The sequence below is a fragment of the Bacillus sp. PPSBB_11 genome (assembly GCF_038023285.1).
Taxonomy (GTDB): domain Bacteria; phylum Bacillota; class Bacilli; order Bacillales; family Bacillaceae; genus Bacillus; species Bacillus altitudinis.
Genome location: NZ_CP150633.1, coordinates 2,975,384 through 2,992,042, shown reverse-complemented (window position 1 = coordinate 2,992,042; position 16,659 = coordinate 2,975,384). Strand labels below are relative to the sequence as shown.

Annotated in this window: 17 protein-coding genes; all 17 read right to left on the bottom strand. The window is 41.4% G+C overall.

Annotated elements, in window-relative coordinates; all coding sequences use genetic code 11:
- Positions 1-98: 98 nt before the first annotated feature.
- Entirely contained in the window at positions 99-1,001 is a 903-nt protein-coding gene (gene dprA / locus V7L95_RS14665) for a DNA-processing protein DprA (RefSeq protein ID WP_017367240.1), read from the bottom strand.
- A gap of 63 nt (positions 1,002-1,064) precedes the next feature.
- Positions 1,065-1,967, bottom strand: a complete 903-nt coding sequence (gene sucD / locus V7L95_RS14660) for a succinate--CoA ligase subunit alpha (RefSeq protein WP_007499624.1) — start codon at positions 1,965-1,967, stop codon at positions 1,065-1,067.
- A 22-nt stretch (positions 1,968-1,989) separates the two neighbouring features.
- Complete coding sequence (gene sucC / locus V7L95_RS14655; protein ID WP_008344824.1) at positions 1,990-3,150, bottom strand: ADP-forming succinate--CoA ligase subunit beta; 1,161 nt, start codon at positions 3,148-3,150, stop codon at positions 1,990-1,992.
- A 176-nt stretch (positions 3,151-3,326) separates the two neighbouring features.
- On the bottom strand, positions 3,327-3,602 hold the full coding sequence (locus V7L95_RS14650; RefSeq protein WP_048002829.1) for a FlhB-like flagellar biosynthesis protein: 276 nt from the start codon (positions 3,600-3,602) through the stop codon (positions 3,327-3,329).
- A complete protein-coding gene (locus tag V7L95_RS14645) occupies positions 3,599-5,335 on the bottom strand; it encodes a hypothetical protein (protein ID WP_050827260.1) in 1,737 nt (578 codons plus the stop codon). Before V7L95_RS14645 ends, V7L95_RS14650 begins: the two co-directional genes overlap by 4 nt.
- 28 nt (positions 5,336-5,363) lie before the next feature.
- Entirely contained in the window at positions 5,364-6,128 is a 765-nt protein-coding gene (locus V7L95_RS14640) for a ribonuclease HII (RefSeq protein ID WP_046526651.1), read from the bottom strand.
- A 76-nt stretch (positions 6,129-6,204) separates the two neighbouring features.
- Positions 6,205-7,053 (bottom strand): ribosome biogenesis GTPase YlqF, encoded by an 849-nt coding sequence (gene ylqF, locus V7L95_RS14635; protein WP_007499632.1) that lies wholly within the window; start codon positions 7,051-7,053, stop codon positions 6,205-6,207.
- A 90-nt stretch (positions 7,054-7,143) separates the two neighbouring features.
- Positions 7,144-7,491 (bottom strand): 50S ribosomal protein L19, encoded by a 348-nt coding sequence (rplS, locus tag V7L95_RS14630; RefSeq protein ID WP_008344834.1) that lies wholly within the window; start codon positions 7,489-7,491, stop codon positions 7,144-7,146.
- 137 nt (positions 7,492-7,628) lie between these two features.
- Complete coding sequence (trmD, locus tag V7L95_RS14625) at positions 7,629-8,363, bottom strand: tRNA (guanosine(37)-N1)-methyltransferase TrmD (RefSeq protein WP_007499635.1); 735 nt, start codon at positions 8,361-8,363, stop codon at positions 7,629-7,631.
- On the bottom strand, positions 8,360-8,884 hold the full coding sequence (rimM, locus tag V7L95_RS14620) for a ribosome maturation factor RimM (protein WP_007499637.1): 525 nt from the start codon (positions 8,882-8,884) through the stop codon (positions 8,360-8,362). The genes trmD and rimM overlap by 4 nt, the downstream gene beginning before the upstream one ends.
- 8 nt (positions 8,885-8,892) lie before the next feature.
- The gene (locus V7L95_RS14615; RefSeq protein WP_008344839.1) at positions 8,893-9,279 is read right to left on the bottom strand and encodes a YlqD family protein; all 387 of its coding nucleotides are present in this window, start codon (positions 9,277-9,279) and stop codon (positions 8,893-8,895) included.
- A 103-nt stretch (positions 9,280-9,382) separates the two neighbouring features.
- Positions 9,383-9,628: a KH domain-containing protein gene (locus V7L95_RS14610; RefSeq protein ID WP_012009937.1), complete on the bottom strand. Its 246-nt coding sequence runs from the start codon at positions 9,626-9,628 to the stop codon at positions 9,383-9,385.
- Positions 9,628-9,900: a 30S ribosomal protein S16 gene (gene rpsP / locus V7L95_RS14605; protein WP_008344841.1), complete on the bottom strand. Its 273-nt coding sequence runs from the start codon at positions 9,898-9,900 to the stop codon at positions 9,628-9,630. Before rpsP ends, V7L95_RS14610 begins: the two co-directional genes overlap by 1 nt.
- A gap of 105 nt (positions 9,901-10,005) precedes the next feature.
- Entirely contained in the window at positions 10,006-11,349 is a 1,344-nt protein-coding gene (gene ffh, locus V7L95_RS14600; protein ID WP_008344842.1) for a signal recognition particle protein, read from the bottom strand.
- Positions 11,350-11,362: 13 nt separating this feature from the next.
- Complete coding sequence (locus V7L95_RS14595; protein ID WP_008344844.1) at positions 11,363-11,695, bottom strand: putative DNA-binding protein; 333 nt, start codon at positions 11,693-11,695, stop codon at positions 11,363-11,365.
- Between the two features lie 343 nt (positions 11,696-12,038).
- On the bottom strand, positions 12,039-13,025 hold the full coding sequence (ftsY, locus tag V7L95_RS14590) for a signal recognition particle-docking protein FtsY (protein ID WP_017359097.1): 987 nt from the start codon (positions 13,023-13,025) through the stop codon (positions 12,039-12,041).
- Between the two features lie 21 nt (positions 13,026-13,046).
- A complete protein-coding gene (gene smc / locus V7L95_RS14585) occupies positions 13,047-16,607 on the bottom strand; it encodes a chromosome segregation protein SMC (RefSeq protein ID WP_340966980.1) in 3,561 nt (1,186 codons plus the stop codon).
- Positions 16,608-16,659: the final 52 nt, after the last annotated feature.

The following is a 16,659-nucleotide window of genomic DNA, read 5'->3' as shown; positions in this document are numbered from 1 at the left end:
TCTTTATGATGAACATCATTATAAACACGAAAAACAAAGTGTAAACTTAAATCCTCACTATTATTAAATATTCCGATGTCTTTTGTCAAACGATATTTTTATGTGAGTTCAGTATATTGAACACCGCTCAAGGAGAATTCCTCTAAAATATCCTTCGTTGAATGAACAAGCTTGGCACCTTGCTGAATCAATCTAGCTGGACCTATAGAATTAGAATCAAAGATCGATCCTGCAACAGCAAACACTTCTTTTCCTTGCTCTAATGCCTGGTAGGCTGTAATAAGCGAACCGCTCTTTTCTTTGCACTGGACCACGATGGTTCCTCTTGTCAGGGCACTAATTAATCGGTTTCTCATTGGAAAATGCCATTTTTCTGGTTTGATATAAGGCGGGTGCTCTGACAACAGTAAATGATGTTCTCCCATATATTGAGCCATTTGCACATGTTCTTTTGGATATACATGTTGAAAGCCGCCAGCTACAACACCAATCGTTTTTCCTTTTTTTCTTATGCACTCTTTGTGTGCAAGTCCATCAATTCCTTTTGCTAAACCGCTCACAATCATCCAATCTTCCTCTACAAGTTCTCCAACAATTTTCTTCACGCACGCTTCTCCATAAGAGGATGGCACTCGTGTACCTACTACACCTAAACTTTTTTCTTCATTTAAATAGGTAACGTTTCCTTTTAGGAATAATACTGGGGGAGGATCATAAATGTGTTTTAGTGAGCTGGGATATAAAGGTGATGTGATGGGAATCATGTGAATATTTTGCTTTAAATAGGCTTGAACGATGTGTTGAAAAATGGGGAATTCATTTTCTTCAGCTTGTTGTAAGCGGGTAAAGTCGATCTTTTGTAATGATCGATCCTGTTTGAAATGATGTGTTTCTTCATTTATATATAGCTCAGGATCGACTTTCCACCATTTTGTTAACAAAGAGGGTGAGATGAGGCCTTTTAAGCGGTGAAAAATCATTCTTTCGGACACGTTGTACATACCATTCCTCCAGTTTAAGATAGAAAGAAGAAGACTTGTCAAAGAACAAGTCTTCTTGTGTCATTAATGCGTTTTACAAGCTTCGAAGAGATTCTTCTCTTTTAACACTTTAATTAAGGTTTCTCCCATGACAGATGGTGTCTCTGCCACTTCAATTCCACATTCACGCATTGTTTTTACTTTTTCATCAGCAGTTCCTTTACCACCAGAAATAATGGCACCAGCATGTCCCATACGTTTTCCTGGAGGCGCTGTTTTACCGCCAATAAAGCCAACAACCGGCTTGGTCATATTTGCTTTTACCCATTCAGCTGCTTCTTCTTCAGCAGTACCGCCGATTTCACCAATCATGATCACAGCATGCGTTTCAGGATCTTCATTGAAGGCTTTTAATACATCAATAAAGTTCGTACCATTGACAGGGTCGCCGCCAATTCCTACAGCTGTTGATTGACCAACACCAGCCTCTGAAAGCTGATGTACCGCTTCATATGTAAGCGTTCCAGAACGAGACACAACACCAACATGACCTTTTTTATGAATGTAGCCAGGCATGATGCCAATTTTACATTCTTCAGGTGTAATCACACCAGGACAGTTCGGTCCAACAAGTCTTGTCTTCTTACCTTCCATATAGCGTTTCACTTTAACCATATCCAGAACTGGAATGTGTTCTGTGATACAAATCACTAGATCCACTTCTGCATCAACAGCCTCTAAAATGGCGTCTGCTGCAAATGGTGCTGGTACATAGATAACAGAAGCATTTGCTCCAGTTGTCTGTACTGCTTCAGATACAGTATTAAATACAGGAACTCCCTCTACTTCAGTTCCACCTTTTCCAGGTGTGACACCGCCAACGATATTTGTTCCATACTCAATCATTTGTTTTGTATGGAATAATGCGGTTGAACCGGTAATCCCCTGAACAATTACTCTCGTATTTTTATTAATAAATACACTCATTTAGGTTCCCTGCCTTTCTGCTCTACTTGACTAAAGATACAATCTTTTCTGCCCCGTCAGCCATAGACTCAGCAGAAGTGATATTTAAGCCTGAATCACTCAGGATTTTCTTCCCTAATTCAACGTTTGTTCCTTCAAGACGTACAACGAGTGGTAATGTTAAGCCGACTTGTTTCGTCGCTTCAACAACACCTTCTGCAATGACATCACATTTCATGATGCCGCCAAAAATGTTCACGAAAATCCCTTTGACATTTTGATCAGATAAGATGATTTTAAATGCTTCCGTTACTTTTTCAGCAGTTGCACCGCCGCCAACATCAAGGAAGTTTGCAGGGTCCCCGCCGTAATGCTTGATGATATCCATTGTAGACATCGCAAGGCCTGCTCCATTCACCATACAGCCAATATTCCCATCTAGTGAAATGTAGCTTAGGTCATATTTAGATGCTTCAATCTCCTTTGGATCTTCTTCATCAAGGTCACGGTATTCTAATATATCTTTTTGTCTATATAAGGCATTGCTATCAAAGTTTAATTTTGCATCAAGTGCCATGACTTTTCCATCACCTGTTACAACAAGAGGATTTATCTCGGCAATTGAACAATCCTTTTCAATAAACGCATTGTAAAGGCTTGTCATAAACTTAACAGCTTGACCAACTAATTTTGTTGGAATATTAATTTTAAACGCAACTTCTCTCGCCTGATAGGCTTGGAGACCAATCGCTGGGTCGATGACCACTTTCACGATTTTTTCTGGCGTTTTTTCTGCTACTTCTTCAATTTCAGTACCGCCTTCTTCAGAAGCCATCAAAACAATTCTTGATGTCGCTCTATCCAAAACGAGTCCTACATAGTACTCTTTTTGAATATCGCAGCCTTCTTCAATAAGTAAGCGTTTTATTTCGCGCCCTTCAGGCCCTGTTTGATGTGTGACAAGTGTCTTGCCGAGCAATTCCTCTGCAAACCCTTTCACTTCATCTTTTGTTTTTGCAATTTTTACCCCACCTGCTTTACCACGGCCGCCTGCATGAATCTGTGCTTTTACGACATATACAGAGCTTCCAAGCTCTTCTGATGCTTTCACTGCTTCATCAGGTGTAAATGCTACTTTACCATTTGGAACTGAAACCCCATATTTTCTTAGGATTTCTTTTCCTTGGTACTCATGGATATTCATTTCCCATCCTCCCAACATATGTAGAAACAAAAATTATAAAATAGACTGCGCTTTCATTTTAAAGAATAAAAAAGAGAATGTCTAGGGTTCTATGTAAAATCGTAAAATCCTTCTAAACATTCAAACTTTTATTTTATTAAAAATATAAATTTTTCAGTCAAAACACTTATTTTACCTTATTTTTTCATTTTTTGATCCAATCGATAGATAAATGAAAATATTTCTGCTACAGTATCGTATAACGCTTCTGGGATTTCCTCATCGAGCGTTAAGTGGCGCATCAGTTCTACTAAATTACGGTCTTCTTGAATAGGGACTCCAGCTTTTTGAGCTTCTTCAATAATATGATCAGCCACATAGCCACTGCCTGTTGCAACGACTTTTGGCGCTTTTTGTTTTTCTTCATCATAGTGTAGAGCGATCGCTCTTCTAAGCGGTTTTGAATCTTTCATACTCGTAAGTCCAGCCCTTTCTCGCTGATTTTATGAAAGTGTTCATCTAGAAAGTCAGACGGATCAATTGGCTCTTCTCTCTTTTTCGCTGTAATCCCCGTCAAACTATACCCTAGGGCATTTAAATTCTCTCGAACAGCTGGAATCATTGGATTAATGGTCCCTTGCAGTTCGTGAGCCGTCTCGACTGTAATTGACATCACTTTTTGCTGAATCGTACAGTCTATTAACGTTTCTTCTAAGTTTTCCATGTTTAAATAAAACATTAAACGGCACTGAGAAATATCGATAGAGCCATCTTTTTTCTTATGCCCTTTTAGAATAAAGGTTAAATCTTGAACACTATGTTTTGAGAAAAGCGGGTAAGAAACCATCATTTGACTAACTGTTTGGTTTTCCTGATGCACTAGTAACTGCCCATTTAATCTATGGAATAATTGATCCACTTCTTTTTTTACGGGCTCGGGAACATCAGCTTGCCTTGCATCATTTAAAACCATCTTTAATTGGTGAAGCTCTTGGCTTTTGACATCTTGGCTGCCCTTTTCCAGTAATTTCAGCATCCCAATTTCATCTCGTACACCTATCGCTTTTTTCATCGTCATCAGTAAATTGAGTACATCGGTTTTATTGCCTAATGCTGGTTCAGTCTGCTGAATGACCTTTACCAATGCGTTCGCCTCTGTTTTTGAAAGAAACGGAAATTCCCTTTGAAGCACGGCTGCCTTTGCGTCAGCCTGTGGCCCTGCCTGCTGGACTGCTTGAACCAGTGATGTGAGTTGTTTTACATCAAGCTGCTGCTGTCCGTCTGTACCTTGCTTTGTGATGCTCGTCAGAATGCGTTCTATTTGCTGAAGCGGGAGCTGTTTTGGACTTAATAATTGCTGCACGCTGTTCTGATTCACTGTATCCGCCTGTCGCCCTTGTTGTATAGCGGTGGGCTGGCTCTGCTTTGTTTGCTGAGCCGGATTGACATGAGGCTGCACTTGCTGCAAGCTTTCTCCTTGCTTCGTTTGACCTTCTTTTGCTCCTAGAAGCACCGATAAGAGCTTTTCTGCATGAACGGTTGTCTCAGCATTTACAACCGTACGAACGGCCTGTGTAAGAGCCTGTGTGGCTTCTGATTGCTTCGGAAGCTGTGTTAATCGATCTAGCAGTGCTGTCACATCCTGATGAAGTGCAGAGGGGGATTTCATCGCTAATATTGATTGGAGCACTCCTTGTTGAATCGGCAAATCTTTCTTTAAAGCAAAAAGAAGTGCTTGCAGACCTTTTTTGATATCCGCACCTTGAAGTTGTTCAATCCATTTTACTGCCGTTTTTAACTCTGCTTCGTTGATGACCGGTTTTTCTTTTAAAAAAGCTGTAGCTGTTAACATTTGTTCAAGTCCATTTTTAAGCGACAGACCTTCTAGTAGTTTAGCTGCGGCATCCTTTAATGTTTTAGGATCTTGGTCAAATTGCTGAACAGGTCTTAATTTACTCAGACTGCCTCCACCTTCTTGTTCTAATTGGAACCAGTAGAAAGAATCGGCTTTGAGCTGAGCCGCTAGCTGCGCTTTGATTTTGGTCGAACCTATTTGAACAAGTGCTGTATCATCCCCGAGCATTTTCAGTACTTTGCCGAGAATGAGCCGGTGAATATTTTCCTTTCCTTCCGTGTTAAGCGGAACAGATTCTGCCGTATTCAGCCGACTATTCAGTGCAGTATGTATATCTTCAACTCTTGTCATCACAGGCAGCCTCCTTGTGTCAAAATATTTATGAAATAACAGATTTCACTGGTGCAAATGATAACCGGTGGATAGGTGTGGCGCCATGTGTTTGAATGGCAGCAAGGTGCTCTTTCGTTCCATACCCTTTATGTTTTTCAAATTGATACTCAGGGTACTGGCGTCCATACTCTTCCATCATTTGGTCCCTTGTCACTTTGGCAATACATGCACCAGCTGCGATGGATGCGCTTTTAGCATCTCCTTTGATGATATTCTCCTGTTGAGTAGGAAGCGGGAGCGTCATCGCATCTATGAGTAGATAATCAGGTGTGTGAGTGAGCTGCTTTACAGCCCTCACCATCGCCAGTCTTGATGCTTCGTATATATTGATTTCGTCAATCGTTGCCGCATCAACAATGCCGATGCCGATGTCGAGCGCTTCCTTTTGAATGAGCTCATAATAGGTCATTCTTTTTTTCTCAGATAGCTGTTTTGAATCATTTAAACCGAGTAGGACGGTATCTTCTTTTAATATCACAGCTGCCGCAACCACTGGGCCAGCGAGTGGTCCTCTTCCTGCTTCATCTATGCCTGCAATATAAGTGTATCCTTGCGCTTTTGCTTTGGTTTCAAATTGCAGCATTTGCTTCCATGCTGCATGTAGTTCTTGCTGCTTTTCTCTCTCTTTGTTCCATTTGTCCATCAGCTTCTGGACACTTTTTCTTGTATCGTCTTTCAATAGTTCACGAATGTATGACTCGTCGTCAGCATGTTGTTCTATTAATGCTTTTATTTGTTTGACCGTGTACATTGGCTTTTCCGCAGCCTCCTTCTTTATATCGGCAGTTTTTCGCAAAAAATAAAGACCCGCATGAGCTGCGTGTCTTTTAGCTTTCAGGCTTCTCAAAAGTGAGGGGACCAAATTTTTCCGTTCGAATATCCCGAATGATGATTTCGGTCGTTTTGTCGTAATTAATGAATCCTCCACTCATCAGACAGCCGCGTTTTGTGCCAATGGCATCAAACAGCTCAACTGTATCTTCAGGTATTTCTGCTAGATCATAGCGTTTTTTTAATCGCTCTGGATAGTGCTCTTCTAAAAAGCGTAGCGCATAAACGGCGACATCCTGCAAGTTGATGATTGAGTCTTTAATCGCTCCGGTGACGGCCAGCCTAAGACCTACTTGTTCATCTTCAAATTTCGGCCAGAGAATTCCGGGGGTATCGAGCAGTTCAAGTTCTTTTCCTACCTTCACCCATTGCTGTGACGTCGTAATACCAGGTCGATCTCCTGTTTTCGCAATATTTTTCTTTGCCAACCGATTGATCAGCGTTGATTTGCCGACATTGGGAATTCCGATAATCAAAGCTCGAATGGCACGCGGCTTAACACCTTTTGCTTTCATTCGATCGAACTTTTCTTTTAATATTTCTTTTGATGTCGTAATGATTTGATTTAACCCTTGTCCATCGACAGAATTAATGGCAAGCGACCGTACACCTTGCGCTTCAAAGTGTGCCTGCCACTCTTTTGTCATACGAGGATCTGCTTTATCTGCTTTGTTCAAAAGCATAATTTTCGGTTTGTTTTGGAGGATTTCTTCAATCATTGGGTTTCTAGAGGACATCGGAATCCTTGCATCGGTTAATTCAAATACGATGTCGATGAGCTTTAATTTTTCTGTGACTTCCCGTCTTGCTTTTGCCATATGGCCTGGAAACCATTGAATTGTCATATGTGCACCTTCTCTCTTCTAACGGTTGTCTCTATACATTGTACAAAAAAAGAGCCTGTTACAGGTAACAAGCTCTTTCCTTTGATATCATTATCGTCTGATTTCTTTGATACGAGCCGCTTTACCGCGAAGTTCACGTAGGTAGTAAAGTTTCGCACGACGTACCTTACCGTGACGTACAACTTCGATCTTAGCGATTTTTGGTGTGTGTACAGGGAATGTACGCTCAACGCCTACACCGTAAGAGATCTTACGAACTGTGAAAGTTTCGCTGATTCCACCACCACGACGCTTAATTACAACACCTTCAAAGATCTGGATACGCTCACGAGTACCCTCGACAACTTTCACGTGTACACGTAAAGTGTCACCAGGACGGAACGCAGGAAGATCAGTGCGTAATTGTTCTTTTGTGATTTCTTCAATCAATTGTTGCATCGTTTTCAACTCCTTCCAACAGATGCTCATGTCCTCTTTCTTCATTGCAGCGGAACATCGTTTTCAAACTTGAATCGGCAAGCCGTCCAAGTCACAAGTAGTATCATACCACACCTGTATACCTTGTGCAATACAATCTAGTCATTATGAAGCTGCCAAAGCCATCTTTTTTCTTCATCCGTTAATGTTTTGCAAGAATCGATCAAATCTGGCCGTCTTGTATAGGTTCGCTTCAACGATTCTTTACGCCGCCACTCTTCAATTTTGGCATGATTTCCAGAGAGAAGCACATCTGGTACTTTCAATCCTTTATAATCAGCTGGTCTTGTATAGTGCGGATGCTCAAGCAGACCTGTACTAAATGAATCTTCGATATGAGACGCTTCTTTTCCAAGCACATGAGGCAAAAGCCTGACCACACTGTCTGCAATCATCATCGCCGGCAGCTCTCCGCCTGTGAGAACGAAATCTCCGATTGAGATTTCATCTGTGACAAGATGCTCCCTGATGCGCTCATCGTAGCCTTCATAGTGGCCGCAAATGAACATAAGATGCTCTTCTTTTGCAAGCTCTTCTGCTTTCTTTTGTGTATATCTTTCTCCTTGAGGACAGACAAGAATAATGCGGGGCTTCTTGTTTGCTTTTTTCGTTAAATCTTCTACCGCATCAAATACTGGCTGTGCTTTCAGAACCATGCCAGCACCGCCGCCATACGGATAGTCATCCACTGTTTTATGTTTATGATCGGAATACTCCCTAAAATTCACGACATCAAATGAGACCGCATCTTTTTCCTGAGCTTTTTTTAAGATCGATGAGTGAAGCACTCCTTCGAACATTTCAGGAAATAGTGTTAAAAAGTCAATTTTCATTCGTCAATGAGTCCTTCCATCACTTCAATGTGTACTTTCTTGGATGAAATATCAACTGTTTTGACGACAGATGGAATATAAGGGATGAGGGCATCTTTTTTGCCTTTTCTTCCAACCACCCATACATCATTTGCCCCTGGCGTTAAAATTTCTTTGATTTGACCAATCAGTTTGTCCTCTTCATCATATACTTCGCAGCCGATGATTTCGTGGAAATAGAATTCCCCTTCATCTAATGAACCAAGATGTTCTTTTTCTACTTTTAAAATCGACTCTTTTAATTGCTCAGCTTCATTTAACGAGCCGACTTCTTCAAATGTCAGTAAATCAAATTGTTTGTGCTGTCTATGTGATGCGACAGTCACTTTTAGCGGTTCTTTTTGATTTTGTTTGAAAATATAAAGGACGCTGCCTTTTTTGTAGCGTTCTTCTGGGAAATCAGTCTTTGACACAACACGTACTTCTCCGCGCACTCCATGTGTATTGACGATCTTTCCGACATTCAACCATTCTAGCTCCATGTTCTCAATCACCCCTGACGTATTTCCACAATGGTGCCGTCTTTCACGACGATGACATTGTCTTGCATTTTGTCATCCCATTTATCACCTATTTTTACTTCAATCAGCGCATCCACTTCTGTTTCTTTCATTTCACTGCCAAGAGGCAAGATATGCAGCTGCTCGACTTGAAAATCAATTTGCCTCATTTTCTCTTGTCTTTTTTCAATGGCTTTTTGAAATTGAGGGATGGCTTCTTGCTGATGTGGTTCTTTTTCATGCTTTTTTAGTTGAAAATATAGTTGATTGCATTCACGTTCTAGTCTTTCTTTTTTCTCCAAAAAAGTCGTTAACAGTTTGTCCTTACTGCTTTCAGTTAATACTTGCATGACGGTGACATGTTGAATGATCTGCATCTTCCTTTTTGTCCCCCTATCCGAAGGCATTTGTCCTCTACAGTATAACGAAAAATAGATTTAAACGTGTAAAAAAAGGGGAGGTCCTAAGCCCTCTCCCTTTTTAGTCAGCAATCTCAAGTTGAACTTTCTTAGAAGACTCTGCACTTGCTGCAAACATGACTGTTCGTATCGCTTTAGCTGTACGTCCCTGCTTTCCGATCACTTTTCCGGTATCTTCAGCATTGACAGACAGTGTGTAAATGACCTGCTCATCTTTTTCTAATGAAGATACGTGAATATCTTCAGGGAAATCAACAAGTGGCTCGACGATGGACACAATCAATTCTTCCAAGGACAGCTCATTCATTATTTGCTGTTTTTCGCATTATGAAATTTTTCAAGAATTCCTTGGCTTGAGAAAAGGTTACGAACTGTATCAGATGGTTTCGCACCATTTTGAAGCCATTTAAGCGCTAATTCTTCGTTGATTTTCACCTCAGCTGGTGATACCACTGGGTTGTAAGTTCCAACTGTTTCGATGAAACGACCGTCACGTGGTGAACGAGAATCTGCTACAACAATACGATAGAAAGGAGATTTTTTTGCTCCCATACGTTTTAAACGAATTTTTACTGCCATTTTACTAGCACCTCCGAAAATATTTCAACAAGATAGTATATTAACAATGATAAAAGGGTTTGTAAAGTGTTTTTTCTTAACAACGGTTTTATCATGTATAACCAATTACATAAATGGTAATTTAAAGCCGCCTTTTTTCTTTCCTTTGGACATGTTGGTCATTTGCTTCATCATCTTTTTCATTTCGTCAAATTGTTTTAAAAGGCGATTGACTTCCTGTACAGATGTTCCGCTTCCTTTTGCAATCCGTTTTCTTCGGCTTGCATTGATGACCTCTGGCTGTTCTTTTTCTTCGGTCGTCATTGATTTAATGATCGCTTCGATGTGATTGAGCTGCTTTTCGTCTACTTGGACGTTTTTGAGCCCTTTCATTTTACCGGCTCCCGGCATCATTTGGATCAGTTCATCAAGTGGACCCATGTTGCGAACCTGCCCAAGTTGCTCGAGGAAATCATCGAGCGTGAAGCTCATTGTCCGCATTTTTTGTTCAAGCTCTTTCGCTTTATCTTGGTCAACGTTTGCTTGTGCTTTTTCAATAAGCGTGAGCACATCTCCCATGCCAAGAATTCTCGATGCCATCCGCTCCGGGTGGAATGGTTCAATTGCATCAAGCTTTTCACCTAGTGCGGCGAATTTAATCGGCGTATTTGTGACTGCACGAATTGAAAGTGCTGCCCCGCCTCGCGTATCACCGTCTAGTTTTGTCAGAACGACACCTGTTAAACCAAGCTGTTCATTAAAGCTTTTTGCGACATTGACAGCATCTTGACCAGTCATCGAGTCAACAACGAGGAAAATCTCTTCTGGATTTGCGACTTCTTTTACTTTCTGAAGTTCATCCATTAAGTCTTCATCAATATGAAGACGTCCTGCTGTATCTAAAATGACATAATCATGATGTTCTTCTTTCGCTTTTTCAATTGCCTGTTTGGCAATTTCGACAGGACTGACTTGATCACCTAATGAGAATACAGGCATATCAAGCTGTTTCCCAAGCGTTTGAAGCTGCTGGATCGCTGCTGGTCTGTAAATATCAGCGGCCACCATCATCGGCTTGCGATTATGTTTTTTGCGAAGTAAGTTGGCAAGCTTTCCAGTTGTGGTCGTTTTACCTGCCCCTTGAAGACCAACCATCATAATGACAGTTGGAGATTTTTTCGCTACAGCGATTTTACTCTCTTCCCCGCCCATTAATTCAGTGAGTTCTTCTTTTACAACTTTAATGACCTGTTGTCCTGGGGTAAGACTTTGCATGACCTCTTGTCCAACTGCCCGCTCGCTTACTTTTTTCACAAAGTCTTTGACTACTTTAAAATTGACGTCAGCTTCAAGAAGGGCAAGGCGTACCTCGCGCATCATTTCTTTTACATCTTGCTCTGACACTTTTCCTTTGCCGCGGATTTTTGAAATCGTCTGCTGCAGTCGGTCGGCTAATCCTTCAAATGCCATACTGTGCCGCCTCCTAATCTAATTTCTCAAGCGATTCAATTAAAGCTTCTGCTTCTTCCTTTTGCGCGGAATCTGCTACAAGCTCTCTCATTTTTGTGAGAAGTTCTTTACGCTCTTTAAATTTCTTAAACAAGAGCAGCTTTTCTTCATATTGTTCAAGCATCGCTTCAGTCCGTTTAATATTATCATAAACAGCCTGTCTTGATACTTCATATTCATCCGCAATTTCACCGAGGGAAAAATCGTCTAGGTAGTAAAGCGACATGTAGCTCTTTTGTTTTGCGGTCAACAACGATTGATAGAAATCAAACAAGTAGTTCATTCTCGTTGTTTTTTCAAGCGTCATGGGCTCTCTCCCCTTTGTTAAGTTCATTCCCTTTACAACAACTAAGTTTACACGGTTCTAATCTATGTGTCAAGTTTTTATCTTGTCACTTCCTGCGGCGATATATAAATAAAAATGCCGGCAGTTTTGCCGGCATCCCCAGATTGTTGACAAAGGGCTAAAATGAACTTGATTTTAGCACTTTGTCTTCTTTTCAGCGTGATAGAAAACCTTTGCAGCCCTAGGAAGGACGAGTACTGGCGCGGAGCGAATTTATCATTCGTGAGCACCAGCACGCAGGACTGACAAAGAATGCGAGGGTTTGTCTACACGCTGAATGCCGGCAGTTTTGCCGACATCTTGATTAGTCTTCTTGATCAATCATGTCTGAGAATAATCCGTACACATACGATTCAGCATCGAACTCTTGCAGATCGTCTACTTTTTCACCTAATCCGACAAGTTTTACAGGGATGTTGAGCTCATTGCGAATGGCAAGAACAATCCCGCCTTTTGCAGTACCGTCAAGCTTTGTTAAAGCGATACCTGTCACGTTTGTTGCTTTAGAAAATTCCTTCGCTTGCGCCATCGCATTTTGACCCGTTGTCGCATCAAGGGCAAGCAGTACTTCATGCGGTGCATCGGGCACTTCGCGTTCAATGACTCTCTTGACCTTCTCCAGCTCTTTCATCAAGTTGACTTTATTTTGCAGTCTGCCTGCTGTATCACAGATCAGGACATCTGCTTTTTTGGCTTTAGCTGATTGAACGGCATCATAGATGACCGCTGCCGGGTCAGAGCCTGCTGTTTGTTTAACGACAGGAACACCAGAGCGCTCGCCCCATACTTCAAGCTGCTCAATCGCCCCCGCACGGAACGTATCACCTGCTGCTAAAATGACGGATTTCCCTTCATTTTTCAGCTTGTTTGCCAGCTTACCAATGGTTGTGGTTTTACCGACACCGTTCACGCCTACGAATAAAATAATATTTAAACGGCCGTCTTCAATGTTCAGTTCAGAGATTTGTTCCTCACCGCTATTGTAAATCTCCACGAGTTTTTCAGAGATGACTGCTTGTACTTCACTTGGGTCTTGAATGTTTCTTAATTTCACTTCTTTTTTCAGCTCATCAATCAGTTCCATCACAGTCGTGAAACCAACATCAGCACCGATTAACACTTCTTCTAGTTCTTCAAAAAAGTCTTCATCCACTTTACGATAGCGAGAAATGAGTTCATTTACTTTTCCCTGAAACGAATTTCTCGTTTTTTCAAGTCCATCTTTAAACTTTTCTGATACTGAATCGGTTTGCTGCGTAAATTTTTCTTTTAATTTCTTAAAAAAGCTCATTGGTTCAAAAACCTCCTTTAATTACTGGACAAGCTCTTTCGTTTCCTCTAGTTTGACAGATACCAGTTTTGAGACACCTGACTCCTGCATCGTGACACCGTACAGAACATCTGCTTCTTCCATGGTTCCTTTTCGGTGTGTAATCACAATGAACTGTGTTTCTTGGCTATATTTCTTTAAATACTGGGCAAAGCGGAACACATTCGCTTCATCAAGCGCTGCTTCTACCTCATCTAGCACACAGAATGGAACTGGTCTCACTTTTAAGATCGAGAATAATAAAGCAATGGCTGTTAATGCTCTTTCTCCGCCTGAAAGCAGGCTTAGATTTTGCAGCTTTTTCCCCGGCGGCTGCGCCACAATATCGACGCCTGAGTTTAGTAAATCGTTTGGATCTGTGAGCTTAAGGTCTGCTCTTCCTCCGCCAAATAATGCTTGGAAAACAGATTCAAAATGCCCGCGGATTTGAGAGAATGTCTCAGAGAAACGTTTCGTCATCTCCTGATCCATTTCTTCAATGACTTGGAATAACGTATTTTTCGCTTCTGTCAGATCATTGCGCTGTTCAGTTAAGAAGAGAAAACGTTCATTCACACGTTCATACTCGTCAATGCTGCCTAAGTTCACTGTTCCAAGCTCTTCAATGGCTAGTTTGATCAATTTCACGCGTTTTCTTGCTTCATCCGGCGATAGCGTCAGATGATACATTTCTTTTGCTCCTTCAAACGAAAGGGCATACTCTTCGTTTAAATAAGCGATGAGGTTATCAAGTTCAACTTCCATGCGGCCAAGCTTGATTTCTTCATCTTTTAAGCTTGTCGTGAGCTGTTTATACAGGCGTTTTTGTTCTTTCAGTTCACGTTCTGCGAATTCTAATGTTTCAGAAAGAGCCAGGCGCTGTTTGCGTCGCTCTGAGATAAGTGCTGTCGTTTTGTTTTTATGTTCCAGTTTCTCTTTTGCCGCTTCTTCCAGTTGTTCGGCGCCGCTTGAGCTGGATGACATTTCACTTGTTAAGAGGGACAAATCTTCTTTTGTTTCCGTCAGCGTCTTTTCAGCCTCTTCTAATTCAGCGGTTAAGCTCGACAGTTTTTCTTGTTCATTTGCTAAAGACTGCTCTTTTTTGGCAAGCGAGATTTTCAGCTCTGTTAATTCGGAAGAAATGGTTTCTTTCGTTGAGCTTTGGGTCTGCTTCCGTTTTGTTAACGTGTTGATCTCTTCGTCAAGAGAGGTCAGTTTCTCACCTATAGATGTTTCAAGGGCTGCCTGCTCTTTGTCCTTGATCGCAAGTTCGCTAGAGCGCTGCTGCAACTCTTCTTTTTCTTGATCATAGAGCTCTAGATGAGCGTTAATATTTTTTTCAGCTACTTGCAGTTCATATAATGTCCCTTTTAACTCTTGCTGCTTTTCTCGAAGCATTTCGCCGCGCTGACGCAATTCATTTAATTGGACTTCTCTTTCGGCAATCGATTGCTTCGTTTCTTTTGTTTCTTTTTCAAGGATCGTTGTTTTTTCTTCCATTTCAACGAGCTGCTTTGTTAATGTTTCAATCTCTCGGTTTCTGGAGAGGAGGGAATTGTTCTTTTTCTTTACGCCGCCCCCAGTCATTGAACCACCTGGGTTCACCACGTCCCCATCAAGGGTCACGATGCGATAACGATGTCCAAGCATTTTCGCCAGCTCATTGGCACCTTTTAAGTCTTGAACAATCAGGACCGTTCCAAGCAAATTCTGTATGACTTTTTCATACTTTTCATCAAAGGAAACGAGCTGACTCGCTACGCCAATAAACGCGTCATGCTGCTCAGCTGTTTGAATATCTCTGAACTGAATGGTTCGTTCTTTGATGACGTTCATCGGCAGGAAGGTCGCACGCCCAAAGGAATGCTGCTTTAAATATCCAATGGCCTGTCTGGCAGCCGCTTCATTTTCAGTAACGACATGCTGCGTGGCTGAGCCAAGTGCAATTTCAATCGCTGTTTCATGTTGCTGCTCTGTTTGAATTAGCTCTGCAATCGCCCCGTGAATACCACCTAACCGGTCCTTTGCCTTTAAAACCTCTTTCACTCCTTGGAAAAATCCTGAGAAGTCTTCCTGCATGGATTCAAGCATTTCTTTTTTAGATTTTGCCTGCTGTACATATTGATAGGCTTGGTAAAGAGCCGTTTCTTTTTTCTCGTATTGACGTTTCATCTGTTCTAGCTTTTGTTCCGCTTCTCTAAAGCGTTTCACCTGAGCCAAAATGTCTTCTTCTCGTTCTGAAAGTTGCTTCTCGGCTTCTGTTTTCTTTTCCTTCACAGATACCCGTTCTTCGATATGTTTCTGATTATTTTGCGTTAACCGCTCTAGCTGCAAGGCTGCTTGGCGCTGCTGTTCTTCTAGTAATGTGCGTTCGTTTCGGATAGAAGCTTGCTCGTTTAATAGGTCAAAATAATCGTTTTTTAGCTGTTCAATTTGCCCTTCCACATCTTCACTATGAAGAGACAGCTGATGTTGTTTTGTTTTCACTTCATCTTTTAGCTGCTGGACTTCTGTTTGCAGGCTGTCACGTGTGACTTTCTGCTGTTCAATCTTTTCCGTTAACGACGCCTGTTTTTCGGTTAAGCGCACGAGCGTGTCTTCTAGCTGCCCTTGGTTAGCGGCCGCATTTTTTTTCCGTTCTTTTAGAACTTCTTTTTTCCCTTCAAGCTTTTCTAGTTCTTCACTTGTGAAAAGGAGGACTTCTTGGAGGTCATGAATCGAATCGTCAAGCGCCTGAATACGGTCTCTCGATTCTTCGATTTTGGCTTCCTTCGCTTGAATGTCTGTGGACTGCTTCATTTCATCTTGTTTGAACCGCTCGACAGCTTCACCAAGTGTTGTCCATTTTTTGTGCAGTGCTTCAATATCATGGACGGTGAGAGCAATTTCTACATTTTCAAGTTCTTCTTTCTTTTGCAGATAGTCTTTTGCAATAGACGCCTGCATTCTTAGTGGTTCTACTTGATCTTCTAGTTCATGCAGAATATCTTCTACCCGGTTTAAGTTGTCCTGCGTTTCAAACAGTTTATTCTCGGCTTTTTTCTTTCTTGTTTTATATTTCAGGACACCAGCTGCTTCTTCAAAGATGCTACGCCTTTCTTCAGCTTTACTCGATAGAATCTCTTCTACCTTACCTTGGCTGATGATCGAAAAAGCTTCTTTTCCAAGACCTGAATCCATGAAAAGATCAATAATATCCTTTAAGCGGACAGATTGATTGTTAATGAGAAATTCACTTTCTCCAGAACGATAGACTCTTCTTGTCACACTGACTTCGTGAAAATCGATCGGCAAAAAGTGATCTTCGTTATCGAGCGTTAATGTCACTTCTGCTAAGTTGACTCGTTTTCTTGAGTCACTTCCTGCAAAAATGATGTCTTCCATTTTTCCTCCGCGGAGGCTTTTAGCTGATTGCTCTCCAAGTACCCAGCGGATCGCATCAGTAATATTACTTTTGCCGCTTCCGTTTGGTCCAACAACAGCTGTAACCCCTTTGACAAAGTCTACAGTCACCCGCTGTGCGAAAGATTTGAATCCTATCACGTCTAAACGTTTGAGGAACATGAGAGTGATCCTCCTTATGTATTTAAAGTACTATTATCTTACCATATGAACT

What these genes read in the sequence shown, in the direction of transcription:
- dprA (WP_017367240.1), bottom strand. Translation starts at nt 1,001, where the DNA reads ATGTACAACGTGTCCGAAAGAATGATTTTTCACCGCTTAAAAGGCCTC.
- sucD (WP_007499624.1), bottom strand. Translation starts at nt 1,967, where the DNA reads ATGAGTGTATTTATTAATAAAAATACGAGAGTAATTGTTCAGGGGATT.
- sucC (WP_008344824.1), bottom strand. Translation starts at nt 3,150, where the DNA reads ATGAATATCCATGAGTACCAAGGAAAAGAAATCCTAAGAAAATATGGG.
- V7L95_RS14650 (WP_048002829.1), bottom strand. Translation starts at nt 3,602, where the DNA reads ATGAAAGATTCAAAACCGCTTAGAAGAGCGATCGCTCTACACTATGAT.
- V7L95_RS14645 (WP_050827260.1), bottom strand. Translation starts at nt 5,335, where the DNA reads ATGACAAGAGTTGAAGATATACATACTGCACTGAATAGTCGGCTGAAT.
- V7L95_RS14640 (WP_046526651.1), bottom strand. Translation starts at nt 6,128, where the DNA reads ATGTACACGGTCAAACAAATAAAAGCATTAATAGAACAACATGCTGAC.
- ylqF (WP_007499632.1), bottom strand. Translation starts at nt 7,053, where the DNA reads ATGACAATTCAATGGTTTCCAGGCCATATGGCAAAAGCAAGACGGGAA.
- rplS (WP_008344834.1), bottom strand. Translation starts at nt 7,491, where the DNA reads ATGCAACAATTGATTGAAGAAATCACAAAAGAACAATTACGCACTGAT.
- trmD (WP_007499635.1), bottom strand. Translation starts at nt 8,363, where the DNA reads ATGAAAATTGACTTTTTAACACTATTTCCTGAAATGTTCGAAGGAGTG.
- rimM (WP_007499637.1), bottom strand. Translation starts at nt 8,884, where the DNA reads ATGGAGCTAGAATGGTTGAATGTCGGAAAGATCGTCAATACACATGGA.
- V7L95_RS14615 (WP_008344839.1), bottom strand. Translation starts at nt 9,279, where the DNA reads ATGCAGATCATTCAACATGTCACCGTCATGCAAGTATTAACTGAAAGC.
- V7L95_RS14610 (WP_012009937.1), bottom strand. Translation starts at nt 9,628, where the DNA reads ATGAATGAGCTGTCCTTGGAAGAATTGATTGTGTCCATCGTCGAGCCA.
- rpsP (WP_008344841.1), bottom strand. Translation starts at nt 9,900, where the DNA reads ATGGCAGTAAAAATTCGTTTAAAACGTATGGGAGCAAAAAAATCTCCT.
- ffh (WP_008344842.1), bottom strand. Translation starts at nt 11,349, where the DNA reads ATGGCATTTGAAGGATTAGCCGACCGACTGCAGCAGACGATTTCAAAA.
- V7L95_RS14595 (WP_008344844.1), bottom strand. Translation starts at nt 11,695, where the DNA reads ATGACGCTTGAAAAAACAACGAGAATGAACTACTTGTTTGATTTCTAT.
- ftsY (WP_017359097.1), bottom strand. Translation starts at nt 13,025, where the DNA reads ATGAGCTTTTTTAAGAAATTAAAAGAAAAATTTACGCAGCAAACCGAT.
- smc (WP_340966980.1), bottom strand. Translation starts at nt 16,607, where the DNA reads ATGTTCCTCAAACGTTTAGACGTGATAGGATTCAAATCTTTCGCACAG.